At 39.9% G+C, this 13,290-nt stretch carries 11 protein-coding genes and 1 other RNA gene; 5 read left to right on the forward strand and 7 right to left on the reverse strand.

The window, feature by feature from the left end:
* Positions 1-24 precede the first annotated feature (24 nt).
* Positions 25-1,212 (reverse strand): ABC transporter substrate-binding protein, encoded by a 1,188-nt coding sequence (locus O1D97_RS01405; RefSeq protein WP_269122135.1) that lies wholly within the window; start codon positions 1,210-1,212, stop codon positions 25-27.
* Positions 1,213-1,385: 173 nt separating this feature from the next.
* On the opposite strand from O1D97_RS01405, the gene O1D97_RS01410 reads away from it, so the two are divergent.
* Genes O1D97_RS01410 through O1D97_RS01425 form a run of 4 tightly spaced genes read left to right on the forward strand, consistent with a single transcriptional unit; the run spans position 1,386 to position 5,832 of the window.
* A complete protein-coding gene (locus O1D97_RS01410) occupies positions 1,386-2,531 on the forward strand; it encodes a succinylglutamate desuccinylase/aspartoacylase family protein (protein WP_269122138.1) in 1,146 nt (381 codons plus the stop codon).
* Positions 2,518-3,123 (forward strand): UvrD-helicase domain-containing protein, encoded by a 606-nt coding sequence (locus O1D97_RS01415; protein WP_269122140.1) that lies wholly within the window; start codon positions 2,518-2,520, stop codon positions 3,121-3,123. Before O1D97_RS01410 ends, O1D97_RS01415 begins: the two co-directional genes overlap by 14 nt.
* Before the next feature lie 47 nt (positions 3,124-3,170).
* The gene (locus tag O1D97_RS01420) at positions 3,171-4,817 is read left to right on the forward strand and encodes a 3'-5' exonuclease (protein ID WP_269122142.1); all 1,647 of its coding nucleotides are present in this window, start codon (positions 3,171-3,173) and stop codon (positions 4,815-4,817) included.
* Positions 4,818-4,872: 55 nt separating this feature from the next.
* A complete protein-coding gene (locus tag O1D97_RS01425; RefSeq protein ID WP_269122144.1) occupies positions 4,873-5,832 on the forward strand; it encodes an isopenicillin N synthase family dioxygenase in 960 nt (319 codons plus the stop codon).
* A gap of 68 nt (positions 5,833-5,900) precedes the next feature.
* Here the strand turns inward: O1D97_RS01425 and O1D97_RS01430 are convergent, their stop codons facing one another.
* The 4 genes from O1D97_RS01430 to O1D97_RS01445 form a co-directional block, all read right to left on the reverse strand.
* Positions 5,901-6,428, reverse strand: a complete 528-nt coding sequence (locus tag O1D97_RS01430) for a class II glutamine amidotransferase (RefSeq protein WP_269122146.1) — start codon at positions 6,426-6,428, stop codon at positions 5,901-5,903.
* A 407-nt stretch (positions 6,429-6,835) separates the two neighbouring features.
* Positions 6,836-8,503 carry a methyl-accepting chemotaxis protein gene (locus O1D97_RS01435; protein ID WP_269122148.1) on the reverse strand — a complete coding sequence of 556 codons (1,668 nt, stop codon included), beginning with the start codon at positions 8,501-8,503 and terminating at the stop codon, positions 6,836-6,838.
* A gap of 258 nt (positions 8,504-8,761) precedes the next feature.
* The gene (gene hisI, locus O1D97_RS01440) at positions 8,762-9,169 is read right to left on the reverse strand and encodes a phosphoribosyl-AMP cyclohydrolase (RefSeq protein ID WP_269122150.1); all 408 of its coding nucleotides are present in this window, start codon (positions 9,167-9,169) and stop codon (positions 8,762-8,764) included.
* A gap of 12 nt (positions 9,170-9,181) precedes the next feature.
* Positions 9,182-10,045, reverse strand: coding sequence for a 6-carboxytetrahydropterin synthase (locus O1D97_RS01445; RefSeq protein ID WP_269122152.1), 864 nt, complete (start codon positions 10,043-10,045; stop codon positions 9,182-9,184).
* Positions 10,046-10,241: 196 nt separating this feature from the next.
* Between O1D97_RS01445 and ffs the strand changes: the two genes are divergently transcribed.
* An RNA gene (gene ffs / locus O1D97_RS01450) (signal recognition particle sRNA small type) lies at positions 10,242-10,338 on the forward strand.
* Positions 10,339-10,979: 641 nt separating this feature from the next.
* On the opposite strand, the gene O1D97_RS01455 is transcribed toward ffs, so the two are convergent.
* A complete protein-coding gene (locus tag O1D97_RS01455) occupies positions 10,980-11,339 on the reverse strand; it encodes a hypothetical protein (RefSeq protein WP_269122155.1) in 360 nt (119 codons plus the stop codon).
* Between the two features lie 116 nt (positions 11,340-11,455).
* Positions 11,456-13,129, reverse strand: a complete 1,674-nt coding sequence (leuA, locus tag O1D97_RS01460; RefSeq protein WP_269122157.1) for a 2-isopropylmalate synthase — start codon at positions 13,127-13,129, stop codon at positions 11,456-11,458.
* Between the last annotated feature and the right edge of the window lie 161 nt (positions 13,130-13,290).

Below are 13,290 nucleotides of genomic sequence, written 5' to 3' on the forward strand. Positions count from 1 at the left end.
TTTGAACAAAATGCACTCAGAAAATCAGTTTGCGTAACGTAAGCGCCACTCATTTTCCAATGCTTTTACCCATGAGGAATGTGGTTCGGGAATACTATTGCTTAAATTATCAAGTGTTAAAGTGGCCATACCTCGTTCTTGAGCATCAAATAATGCCTGTTGCTCTTTCTCTAATTTTTCATAACTCAGGACCGTTAAATCTCCCCATACCTCGCTATCCTGTTTTTTTAACTGAGCTTCTGGTGATAAGAAGTAATTTGCCACCACTTGAGCACCAGCGGTAGCGGTTGAGTTATAGGGAATGGCTAGGAAATGAGTATTGCTAATAGTGCCCTCATCGAATATGTATGAACGGACAGTATCAGATAAATTGCCTTTGCTTATTTGAACTGATGCTGCTGAGGTATCAAAACTAAAAGCGAGATCAATTTCTTGGTCATCTAATAAACGTATCATTTCTTCCGAACTGGCTGGATAAGTGGTACCACTGCGCCATGTCACTGGGTGTAATTCGTTTAAATAAGTCCATAACGGTTTGGTGACAGTTTTAAAATCTACATTTTCAACAGGCTGGGAGAGTAGTTCTTTATCTTCAATTAACTCATAAAGTGCTTGTTTTAAAAATGTGGTTCCTAAAAATTGCGGCGGTTCAGGGTAGGTTATTCTTCCTGGGTTCGCTTTGGCATAGGCTAATAATTCGGGCATAGACCTTGGTGGGTTGGGAAGTATCTCAGTATCATGGATGAAAATAACTTGAGCTTTACCCCATGGTGCTTCCATGCCGTCAACAGGCGTTCCAAAGTCCAGTGTTAGGCTCTTATTGGAAGCTTCATCAATATAGCGATAGTTTGGTAAAGTGGTGCTAAAAGGGCCATATAAAAAGTTATTGTCTTTCAGAGAACGAAAATTTTCTCCATTCAACCAAATTAAGTCAATTGAGCCATCATTTTCATTACCGGCGGCTTTTTCAGCTAGTACTCGACCAATAGCATCAGCGGTATCCACTAATTTAATTTGTTTTAGTGTGACTCCATATTTTTCCTGGATGTTGTTACCGGCCCATTCAATATAATCATTGATGTTTTCAGCGCCACCCCAGGCGTTAAAATGGACGGTTTGTCCCTTAGCTTCATCTAATATCGATTGCCAATCACTGGCATAGACAGAGTTTACACTTATGGCAAGCATAGAAAGAGCAAATAGTTTCTTCATGATATAGGTGACCATTTTGCGTTAAAATTTGAATTCAAATAAAGTAACTCAATGTTATTTCAAGTATTATTTACACGATAGTACTGTATATGACTTTAAGCTGTTGAAAAAGTTCCCTGACTTTATTAAACCAACGGCATCAATGGAAAGTATCAATATTTCAAGAGACCAGTATGCCTTATCAAATCATGACACACAATTTGCCGACGGCCACTCTAGGTACAAGTAGGCTGATCAAAGCCCATCATTTTGGTACCGTGGGTGCGCGTCCGAAAGTGTATTTACAAGCTGGCTTGCACGCAGATGAGTGGCCGGGGTTTTTAGTTCTAAATGAATTAATTAAACGATTAAGAAAAGCCGACGACGATGGCGCTATTATCGGTGAAATTATTATTGTCCCTGTTGCTAATCCCATTGGCTTAGCGCAAAACTTCCATGGTTATATTCCAGGACGTTTTGCTTTTAGTGATGGTGGCGGTAACTTTAATCGTAATTGGCCACAAATAGCCGAGAAAGTAGAGCAAAGAATACGTCACGATATAGATGGATCGCCGGAAAATAATATTAAATTGATTCGTGAAGTGATCATGGATGAGGTGATGTCTCTTCCGGAAACAACAGAACTGCAAGGCTTACGTAAAACCTTGATGCTGATGTCTATGGATGCCGATGAAGTGCTGGACTTACATTGCTCTGGCGAAGCGTGTATGCATGCTTATTTACCTCAAGAGTTCGAAGACTACTTTAAACCTCTACTGGTGCATCTAAAAGCTAAAGTGGGGTTATCTGAATTGGAAACAGGTGCCGCATCGTTTGATGAGACCAATGTGTCGGTATGGCGTCACCTTAAAAAAGATTTTGCGCATTTGATTCCATGGGGATGTCGCTCTTTGACTCTGGAGTTAAGGGGTGAAAATGACATAACAAAAGAAATGGCGCTAGAAGATGCCAACGCATTATTTGCCTACTTAATTGATCGAAAAGTCATAGATGCTCCTCCTGTTGAACCACCGGCATCTGATCTCACCTATTATCCTTTGGATGCGATGGATCTGGTAAAAACCCCTTGCGCTGGTATCGTTTGTTATCACAAAAATATAGGTGATCCAGTAGAAGAAGGTGAGGTAATTGGTGAGGTTGTTGATTTAATGAACGACGATGTTGAGCAAAGTGCTCAACTATTGATTGCAAGAACCAATGGAGTCTTGTTTGCTAGATTGCAAAGACGCTTGGTTATTTGTGGTGAATCCATTGCAAAAATAGCAGGTAAAGAGCATTTGCCGTTTAGAGAAATAGGAAAGCTTTTTGAAGACAAATAATTCTCCAGCATTTACGGATGAACAGCAACACGTTATCCAACATGATCTAGCATCCCATGCGAAAGTGGTTGCTGTTGCTGGTGCTGGCAAAACCACGACATTAATTGCTCGTATCGAGTTTTTGTTGCAACAAGGAGTGCCAGTTCAAAAAATTGGTGTTTTTATGTTTAATAAAAGCGCTCAAGAAGAGTTTTTACAAAGATTAACGGACTATTTAAATAATCGTGATGTTTTTCAAATTCCGCAAGTGATGACATTTCATAGTTTTGGTCTGAAATTATGCCGTCGTATGGAACAGGCCAATTTACTAACAAGTGCAGAGCTGATTACCGATGACTTTTCTTTGGTGAGGTTGATTCGTGAAGGTATGCAGCAGCTGGTAAAAAAAGGCAAAAAAGTATCAGCAATGGATGAAAAAGAATGGTTGGAAGATGCTCTTCTTTTTATTGATCATGTTAAGGCGGCTGCCGAAGATACACAGCTTGTGTATGAACATTCGAGTTTTAATGCGGATAGAAAATTTTTTCCTGATTTATACAAGGTGCTTGAATCCATTCGAATGCGTCGAAATCAGAGATTTTTTCTGATTTAACCCTAGACCCATTAATTAAAATTGAGCAAGATCAATTAGCCCAAAATATGTTAGTTCAGGGCTTAGTACCTGATTATGATTACTTGTTAATTGATGAGTTTCAGGACATCAATCCTTGTCAGTATCGTTTACTTAAAGCGTTATATGCAAACAGTAAATGGATGATTGTGGGCGATGTGCAGCAATGTATATATGAATGGCGTGGTGCCAATCCGAATATTATGTCAACAGAGTTTGATCAGGACTTTCAGCAGGACGGTATCAGCGGCGGGTCTGTGTCTAATTATTCTCTAAGTCAGAGTTTTCGCTTTGGACATCAAGTTGGGTTAATGGCGTCGAATGTAATTGACCGTAATAGTGCGGACAATTTGGTGATTGGTACAGATAGAGAAACAGAATTTTCCTTCTCCCAAAGTGAAAAAACCGGTCATGCACTCTTAATGGAATTAAAGCGTTGGCTTGGGCGAGGAGAGCAATTGGATGATGTCGCCGTTTTGGTGCGTTTATACAGTGATATGGTGCCGATTCAATTAGCATTAATGCATAAAAATGTTCCTTATCATTTACATGGTGATTCTCCTTTATTAGAAAACCGTCAGATAAAAATGCTACTGGCCTATTTAGCGGTTATGGCGGATGGTTTTAACCATTCAGACCGATTTCATAATAAACAAGATATAGATTATTTATTGACGGTTCCAAGCCTCACTCTGGCGCCTGAAGATAAGCGTCGATTTTTTCAGCAATGTCAAATGTCACCCCATTTAATCCCGCAGCTGATTGAAGAGCTAAGTGACCATCAAGAGGGGTGGAAAGGTAAGAAGTTACTGCAACGTTCTGATTGGTTACGAAGTCTGGTCTTGTATCGCAATGACCCTGCGGCAGGGTTAAAGCATACCATTGAAAAGTTGGGTGTTTATCGCTATTTTGAAAGTACAAGCAGTAAGGACATTCAAGCAAAAGAGAAAATTGCTACTTGCGAAGCTTTTATAGCTTATGTTCGTGGCGTTGGTGGAACGGCGGATGACATTCTTGATCAATTGTTGTCTTTAGCAAAACCGTCTTCAGAAAACGATCATAAGTATGGAGTTCATCTTATGACGATTCATAAGTCAAAAGGGCTTGAGTTTGGCAAAGTCATTATGACAGGACTGCAAGAAGGGCGGTTTCCTTATTATGAAAAAGAAGCGGATAAAGCTCAAATTGAAGCGGAAAGACGGCTCTTTTATGTGGGAATTACTCGAGCTAAAAAGTGCTTAACATTTTTACATCAGCCAACAAAAGCAGAAAACAAACTCTTATTAGAGGGTAAATTGTCGAGTAAAAGGGCGCCCTCTGCAGAGTTATCTCGCTTTGTCTTTGAGTCGTTCCCTTTTGTAGCGCAGCGAATCATTAAGAATGAAGGTGAGGGTGCATTAGGAGAGGAGCAAGAAATATTGATGGAACACCCTCAAAAAACGTTGCGTTACCTTGAAAGTGTGGCTTTTAAAACCCGCTCAAAACTGAAAGTCAATGTTAAAGAGGTGCGTAAGCTTCAAGTTGGAGATCGTGTTAGACATGAGAAGTTCGGTAGTGGCGTTGTATTGAATCAAGATAATCAAGGTAGCAAAATGATTATTATTGATTTTGACCAAGAAGGTGTTAAAACATTTAATCCAAAACATACACGCTTGTTAAAAGAAGCAACAAGTTAATTCGGTATGATATTTGTCTGTAACACAGTCCAGAATTTTTAATAAGGTACAAATAATGAATTCCATTCCTCTGATCGATTTTGCCTGCTTAAAACATAGCGATGCCAACTTGCGAGCAGCAGAGATTAAGAAACTGGATCAAGCTTGTCGTGAGGTTGGCTTTTTCTATTTAACAAACACTTCAATTGATACCTCAGTTATGTCACTTCTACAAAGAGCAGCCGAGCGCTTTTTTACTCTGCCTCAGGAGGAAAAAGAGTCTATTGATATTAAGCACAGCTTGAATCATCGAGGCTATGGTCAAATTGGAGAAGAACAGTTGGATGAAATAAGCCAAGCGGATTGGAAAGAAACCTTTGATATGGCATTAGACTTCCCTTTGGATCATGCATTAGCTCAAAAGTATCCAACTATGTATGGTCCGAATCAATATCCATCTAAAGCCAGCATCGTTGAAGCGTTACAGGAATATTATGTGGCGGCTTTTGATGTGTCACAGGTCGTTCTAAAAGCGATGGCCGAAGCTTTAGCGTTAGAATCCAACTTTTTCACACAGTGTTTTAAAAATCACGTAACTGTCTTACGCATGATTCATTATCCTCCTAGGCCAGAAGAGAGTCACACTAATGGGGCTGGCGCCCATACAGATTACGGCTGTATTACTTTGTTACTACAAGATGATGTTGGTGGTTTACAGGTTAAAAACCGTCAAGGAGAGTGGACTGATGCAATTCCAATTAAGGGCTCTTTAGTTGTGAATATAGGTGATTTGATGCAGCGCTGGACAAACGATGAATATGTTTCTACTGCGCATAGGGTAATTGCTCCTTTAAAAGAGGTTCATCGGTATTCTTTTCCATTTTTTGTGGAGCCAGATTACGAGACCAATGTGAAGTGTGTTGAGTCATGTCAGTCAAAAGAGAAGCCTGCTAAATATGCGCCAATCTTAAGTGGTGATTGGATTCAATCCCGTTTTGATGCGACTTATGCTTATCGGGAAAAAGAGTCTCTTTAAGTTTTATTTATTAAGCGTTGCATTCTATTCTCTACGTTTTTTATGACTTAGAATGCAACCGAATGACATTAAATAGGCGTGTTTTCAAATAAAGCTTGGCTTTCAAATGGCGTGCTGGAATTCAAGGTTGCAATATGACCTTGAGGAATAAGGTTCCAGCCATCTCCCGACAGCTCTAACGGTTCTGACCCCACAACAAGATAATCTTCAAACTGTTTACAATATACGGTAGGAGCATGCTCATCACTGGCGTATCGTATTACCGTTACACTCTCTCCGTTTGAAAGGGCTGAAGCAAATCTCAGTGGTTCGTCTATATTTTTATCTTGCATGATTTTTTCGATCTGCTTGATCGTCATTGTCAGCGCTTTGTTTATGTCTTCTTCTAAACCGTTAGCGATCATAAGCAAAAAAATAACTTCTGAGTCGGTTGCACCGCGGCGATAGGAGTATAGGTGTTCGGGTATCAGTCTATCTAGGTGCCAGCGAAGTTTTTCATAACCACCGATTTGACCATTATGCATAAATAACCAGTTCTTATAACCAAACGGGTGGCAATTAGAGCGATTGGTTGCTGTACCTGTTGATGCGCGCACATGCGCAAAAAAAGGTTACTACGAATATGCCCAGCGAGGCTTTTTAAGTTGCAATCGCTCCATGCAGGCATTACTTCATGATATAAGCCTGGCTCTTCTCTTTCATCATACCAGCCGATGCCAAAACCATCCGCGTTTACCGTTACTTCAGATTTTCTTGCGCTCAAACTTTGATGAACCAGAGAGTGTTCAGGTTCAAACAAAAGTGTTTCTATGTAAACGGGTTTGCCCTGATAGGCCATCCAACGACACATTAAGGTGTTCCTTTAAAAATGAATGACTGCATTAGGTAAGGCATTCATTTATTACCAATAAAAGAATGGGCTTAGCAACCTAAGAGTAACAGTGCATTAACTATTTATTAGGTGTCCAATTGCACCAACTTGATGCAATTGGACTGGTGACCGTTAAATTTTGAAGTAACTTATTTTAACGGATAATTGTTCGGCTAACTTATCCAGCTCGGCAGATGAGTCACTGATGGAGTGGATGGACTTCGTTGTTTTATCCGCAATTTTGCTAATATTCGCAATGTTATTGCTTACTTCAGCGGTGACGCAGGCTTGCTCTTCTGCCGTAGCTGAAATTTGATCATTCATGCTGCGTATTTTTGAAACAGATACATTGATATTGTCTAAAGATTGCTCTTCGTGTTGTACTTGTTCAACCACATCAATGGATTTCTGATGACTGGAATCCATTGCTTGTACGGCCAATGACGTTCCTGTTTGTAATTGAACGATCATTTTTTCTATTTGTTGCGTTGCATTTTGTGTGTTTTGGGCAAGTTGGCGCACTTCATCTGCAACAACCGCAAAGCCTCTACCTTGCTCGCCAGCACGAGCGGCTTCTATAGCCGCGTTAAGTGCTAATAAGTTGGTTTGTTCAGCGACACCTAAAATCACATTTAAAATTTCACTGATTTGATTGGTGTTGGTTTGCAACTCATTCATAGTGTTAGCTGAATCCGATAGTCCTTTAGCAAGGTTGTTAATGGATTTAATTGTACCTATAACAATCTCACGACCTTCAGTTGCCGCCAATTCGGCTTCCTGAGCGGCATTACTTGCATCCGCCGTCGAAGAAGAAACATGCATAGCTGTTGCTTGAATCTCCTCAATAGCACGATTAATCTGCTGCGTTTCTGATTGTTGCTGATCCACCATGTCAGAAGCGTCGGCAGTGATTTCATTTAGGCTGTGTGCTGCTTGCGTAAGTTGGTTACTGGATTGAACGACATCCGATAAAATTTCACTGAGCTGAATCACTAGCTTATTCATTGATGTTTCTAGTGCACCAATTTCGTCTCTACGGTTGGTTTCAATAATGCCTTCACTCAACTCTCCAGAGGCGATACTCTCTGCACGGGCAACGGCTCTTTTTAAAGGGCCACAAATTCCGTTTACTGTAATTAAGCTGAAAATAAGCCCTGCAATGATGAGTGCGGCGGAAATGATTACACTGGTAATGGCTATTTGATCTTGTTTCGATTTTTGTCCTGCAAGAATACTTTTATCATAGTCATTCAAGGCTTCATTGATAAGTTCCATTTGTTCTGAAATTTCTACTAATACCGCTTGAGCCGTACGACGACTTTTTGCTCCTTTGAAAGTATTTAATTTCACCCATAACTCATAAGTTGCGTTTGTTGCGGTTAAGAAGGTGTCTTGTTGCTGGTTAAAAGTATCAATGTGTTCTAGTAACGAGGTTAATTCATTGTTTTTTGGCATGATGGAAAGAATTTGACGAATATTCTCAAAGCTTAGTTTCAATTCTTCTGTATAGGTTGTGAATTTTTCATGGGATTCAGAGACCAAAGCGGTTCCCGCACCCTCAATGCTCTTAGCTAAACTTACTTGGAAGAAGCCTCTTTCAAACTCAACTGACTGGCTCAATAGCAATTGGCGGCTATGTTCAATGTTTTTGACCAACTCTAAACTATTGGACGCAGCTTGATTTAATTCGTTGGTAATTGTACGACTGGAGATGGATGATGTGATACTCAATACCGCTATGGCTATAGAGAACATCACAACGAGCGATAAAATTTTAAAGCGAACGGATAAATAGGACATATTTGCTCTCTAATTATTATGGATGGACAAAATCATCTAGCAATAAATAGGCCAGATATAAACTGACTACTAAGTCAACCCCTCAAGGTTATGTTGTTAGTTAATTAGTGTAAGCTGAGTAAAAACAAACGTCTATAGAGAAAATAGAATTAACATTTGTTTTCTGTACAGAAAAGTATGCTGTAAAAAATAACGCTTAACCTGCTAACTTTAAACGTTATTTTTTATGATTCAGGAGGTATTTATTGGAAATAAGTTCTATTTTTGAGGGTTGCTATTGATCACAACATGGTTGGCTTCGATTTCAAAAAAGAAACAATTTCTTCTGTTTGTATGGCAAGCAGCCCCATGCTGATCTACTTTCAATAAGATGCAATCACCATCGCAATCAAAAGAGATGGAAACCAATTTCTGGCGATGACCAGAGCTTTCTCCTTTTCTCCAATAGGTTTGTCTTGAGCGTGACCAGTAACAAACTTGTCCTGTTTCTAAGGTTTCCTTAATGGATTTTTCATTCATGTAGGCATACATCAATACTTCGCCAGTATCGTGTTGTTGGGCTATAGCGCCAATCAGGCCGTTGTCATCTACTTTTAAGTTAGCAAAGATGTCTTCTAAAGAAATTTTGCTGCCTTTTTCCATTTTTTCGAATTGCTTTAAGCTCATGTTAAGTGTGCCTTATTTTTCAGTCATTTTTTTGTTTGCGATAGCGCCTTTACCTATGCCTTCGAATGCATGAACTTCTATCTCACAGCCAGGATTTTCTTCGGCGAGAACGCTGGCGATATGGTCTGCTATTCGTTCAACAGTTGTGTCACTGTCTATTAGGTAAACGAATTTTTCATTAATACTAAGGTCAAATTGACCCTGGTTGCTGACGTAAGAAAATTGGGTGAAACGGTGGCCATCCATTTCTTCAACATCGATCACATCTTCTTTTGTCCCTAAATAAATGTCTTTCCAGCGCGAAGCCCAATCAACTTCTCGTTCACTTGAACGAATGCCGTTTTTATAAATTTCAATTGTAGAGCGGTGGCCATGGGCGATGCGTTGGCAGTTACCATCGTGCATTTTTAAACCATGAGTGTAATGATACTGAACACCATCCGCTTTTTCAGGATAAAAATGAATAGACACGCTGGAGAATTCGGCCGGAAGTAGCTCCGCTATTTGAGACTCCACCCAACGAGATACTGTGGTGGGTGTTATAGCATCTAGCGGGAGTAATGCAAATGCTTCATGGGGTGCTACGCAATCAAATTTGTGGCCATTTAAACCATTAAATTTTATGTGTGTGCGCTCATCGTATTTAGTCAGAGAAACAAGAGGGTGGTTAGTTGGAATGGCGAGGGTGTGATCAAGATGAGCATCTAGCCATTCCTGAATTATTTTTTTAATTATACTAAAATCACAGGCCATGCCTTCGTTATTTAATTTTTCTTCTAAAATAACATCCGTATGCCAACTTTCTCCTATTAAACCTCGATGCGCGTCATAATATGAAAAATCAACATGCGTGAGATTTTTAACAAATAGTTTCACGAGTAAATAGCTCCAAATAAAATCATTATTTGTATCTTACCGTAAAGCCCAAAGACAGTATCTAACCAGAAAGTGAAAAAACATGATTTATGAAAGTGATGTAAGTAATTGAACAAGCTTAGCTTTGTGGGTTGTAATTATTAAAAAGCTACGTATAATACGCCCCAAGATCAAGCGATCTCCTTTATGGTGTCTCTGCTGGTCCCTTCGCAACAATAATTCGTTAATCTGGTCAGGTCCGGAAGGAAGCAGCCACAGCGGACGATTTGTGTGCCGAAGTGCGGCTGGTGGGGATGCCTCTCTAATTTTTACTTTGTAAATTCAAGCATAAGCTGACATAGACTATTTTTAGGTTGTTATTTAGTTACAACTTACAGGATAGTGGTATGTACAATCGCAACCTTCGCAACCTTCGCAACCTTCGCAACCTTCGTAAGCCCAGCCCTAGCAAAACTATCTTTAAATTCTCCATCCAAAAGAATGCTGGCACAGTCATGTGCGAAAGCGCTCTAAAATTTGATGACTGTTATCACCTAGAACATTCTTCATCAATCGTAGTGTGCTTTTTTAGGTGCTAGGTTGTCAGGAGGTCTTTGAGTGAGCTTTTGTGTAGATCTATTTTCGATATTATCCATAGATAACTTTTTAAAAAATAAAATGGTAAATTATTTATTGTTTTTATCTTATTTGTTTTGAATATGTGTGCTCGATTGGATCAACTGCCGCAATCACTAATATGCCGATATCAATGTGTTTCTGAGCTGTCTATTGCAGATTGTTTTATTCGCTTTTTGCAGGTTTTGGTGGCGACCCTGTTGATTAATAGCTTAAATTAATTGCTTTACACCTAAAAATGCTAATGCGGACCTTATTGTATCAATAGTAATTCATTATCACTGTGGTGATGAATAGTTGGATTGATGGATTATTGCTACTATTCTAGATTAAGTTGAATTAAGGTGATGCTGTATTGAAGAATGCAGGCAATCAGAGTCGCTAAAGCGATCAGTGTGAGTGCTTTTACATGCTTATTGTTGCTAATCTTCTGTTGGTAATACTGGGTTAATGAGAGTGCTACTATGATAGTTGATAGTCCAGAGGCTAGTGACATTTTCCCCCAGAAGTGATGTAAGTTTTGGCTTGCATACCAAGTAATATTCCAAAATGCAATGGCGAGTACTAGATACAATAGAAGGGTTTCGATCTTGCTATAGGTACTGAGTTTAATTGGTGCGCGATTTTTAACGCTTAATAGAAGGGTTAAAATCATAACTATGTCTGTCACAATGCCCATTTTTCTGATTCCCTTTAGATGTTGTATGATAAGACAGTAAATTCAGTAAGTGGTTCATAAAAAAAGCCGCTTTTTTGAAGCGGCTTTTGAGTCGTTGTGCCTAGAATGTATTGAGGTTAAGCGGCGTTGCTTTCATTCTTATGAGTTACAAACTGGTTTACCGTTGCCAATATGGCTTGGATTGAAGCGGAAACGATATCAGCGTCAATTGCTACCCCATTATAACGGTCGCCATTGATGTTCATTTGAATGTATGCAATGGCGTTTGAATCGCTGCCTATAGTAAGTGCGTGTTCAGAGTATTGAGTCACATCCATGCGGATATCAAATTGCTTGGCGAGGGCGTTTGCAAATGCCGAGATCGTGCCGTTGCCTTCACCTGAAATACTGATTGTTGTATCGACTGAAGTAATGTCGGCTCGGATGCTGTCGCCACCATCTTTTTGCAATTCATAACGGCCTAGGGCATAAGGCGCTGAGCCAGTAATGTAAGTGCTTTCAAATAAGGACTTCATTGACTCGGTGGTTATTACTCCACCATCTTCTTCTGCAAATTTTTGGATGATAGGGCTAAATTCCACTTGTAACCAGCGAGGCAATGACAAACCGTATTCTTGCTCAAGACTGTAGGCAATGCCACCTTTACCTGATTGGCTGTTAACTCGGATAACTTCTTGATAGCTTCGGCCAACATCTCTTGGATCAATAGGCAAGTAAGCCACATCCCAAGGTTTGTCATCAGTTTGGTTATCCAAGCATTTTTTAATAGCGTCTTGGTGTGAGCCAGAAAATGCTGTAAACACTAATTCGCCAGCATAAGGATGACGTGGATGAACAGGAAGTTGGGTGCAAGATTGAACAACGCTGACGATACGATCCATATTGCCTAATTGCAGTTGTGGGTCAACCCCTTGGCTATACATGTTCATTGCCATTGTAACGATACACATATTGCCTGTGCGCTCACCGTTACCTAGCATGGTGCCTTCAATGCGGTCCGCACCAGCCATTAAACCAAGTTCAGCGGCTGCTACGCCACAGCCACGATCGTTGTGCGTGTGTAAGCTAATAATCAAGGATTCGCGATTGTTTACTTCGCGACAGAACCATTCGATTTGATCTGCAAAGCGATTTGGTGTTGTTACTTCAACGGTTGCGGGCAAGTTGATTATTATCTTTTTCTCAGGAGTTGGTTTCCATACATCAGCGACAGCATTCACTACTTCAACGGCGTAATCTGTTTCTGTGCCTGTGAAGCTTTCTGGTGAGTATTGGAAGACCCATTCTGTTTCCGGATGCTTTAAGGCATGTTCTTGAACGCATTTAGCGCCATTAACGGCGATATCAATTATGCCTTGCTTGTCTAAACGAAAAACTTGTTCTCGTTGTGTTTTAGATGTTGAGTTATAAACGTGAACAATGGCTTTTTTTGCGCCTTTCAAGGACTCGTATGTACGTGCAATAAGTTCCGGTCTGGCCTGTGTTAATACTTGAATATACACATCGTCAGGCACTTCAGTTTCTTCTATGATCCAGCGTACAAAATCAAAATCCAGTTGCGATGCCGCTGGAAAGCCGACTTCAATTTCTTTAAAGCCAACGTCAAGTAGCATTTTGAACATGACTTTTTTCTGCTCAACCGTCATTGGTTCAACAAGTGCTTGGTTGCCGTCTCTTAGGTCAACGCTCGCCCAAGTTGGTGCTTGGGTAATTTCTTTATCAGGCCAAGTACGGTTGGTAATCTGTACTGGTTGAAAAGGGGTGTACTTAGTATGGGTAAATACTGTCATGTCTCGTCCTCAAAAGTGCGGTATGCGCTTACTTATTATGTTGTATCATTGGTTGTATGATTCGATAAACAAATGATACATAATTTTAGGGAGTAATAAATTGCGTTTTTATGGTTAAAACACTTTATTTGCGCAATTATATGGCTGACAATCTATTTTTG

It is taken from the genome of Marinomonas phaeophyticola, from assembly GCF_026966905.1.
Lineage (GTDB): Bacteria > Pseudomonadota > Gammaproteobacteria > Pseudomonadales > Marinomonadaceae > Marinomonas > Marinomonas phaeophyticola.

Bases quoted from the DNA above. Each gene is read 5' to 3' on its own strand.
- O1D97_RS01435 (WP_269122148.1), bottom strand. From the start codon at position 8,503: ATGTCCTATTTATCCGTTCGCTTTAAAATTTTATCGCTCGTTGTGATG.
- O1D97_RS01455 (WP_269122155.1), bottom strand. From the start codon at position 11,339: ATGGGCATTGTGACAGACATAGTTATGATTTTAACCCTTCTATTAAGC.
- O1D97_RS01420 (WP_269122142.1), top strand. From the start codon at position 3,171: ATGTTAGTTCAGGGCTTAGTACCTGATTATGATTACTTGTTAATTGAT.
- O1D97_RS01405 (WP_269122135.1), bottom strand. From the start codon at position 1,212: ATGAAGAAACTATTTGCTCTTTCTATGCTTGCCATAAGTGTAAACTCT.
- leuA (WP_269122157.1), bottom strand. From the start codon at position 13,129: ATGACAGTATTTACCCATACTAAGTACACCCCTTTTCAACCAGTACAG.
- O1D97_RS01410 (WP_269122138.1), top strand. From the start codon at position 1,386: ATGCCTTATCAAATCATGACACACAATTTGCCGACGGCCACTCTAGGT.
- O1D97_RS01425 (WP_269122144.1), top strand. From the start codon at position 4,873: ATGAATTCCATTCCTCTGATCGATTTTGCCTGCTTAAAACATAGCGAT.
- hisI (WP_269122150.1), bottom strand. From the start codon at position 9,169: ATGAGCTTAAAGCAATTCGAAAAAATGGAAAAAGGCAGCAAAATTTCT.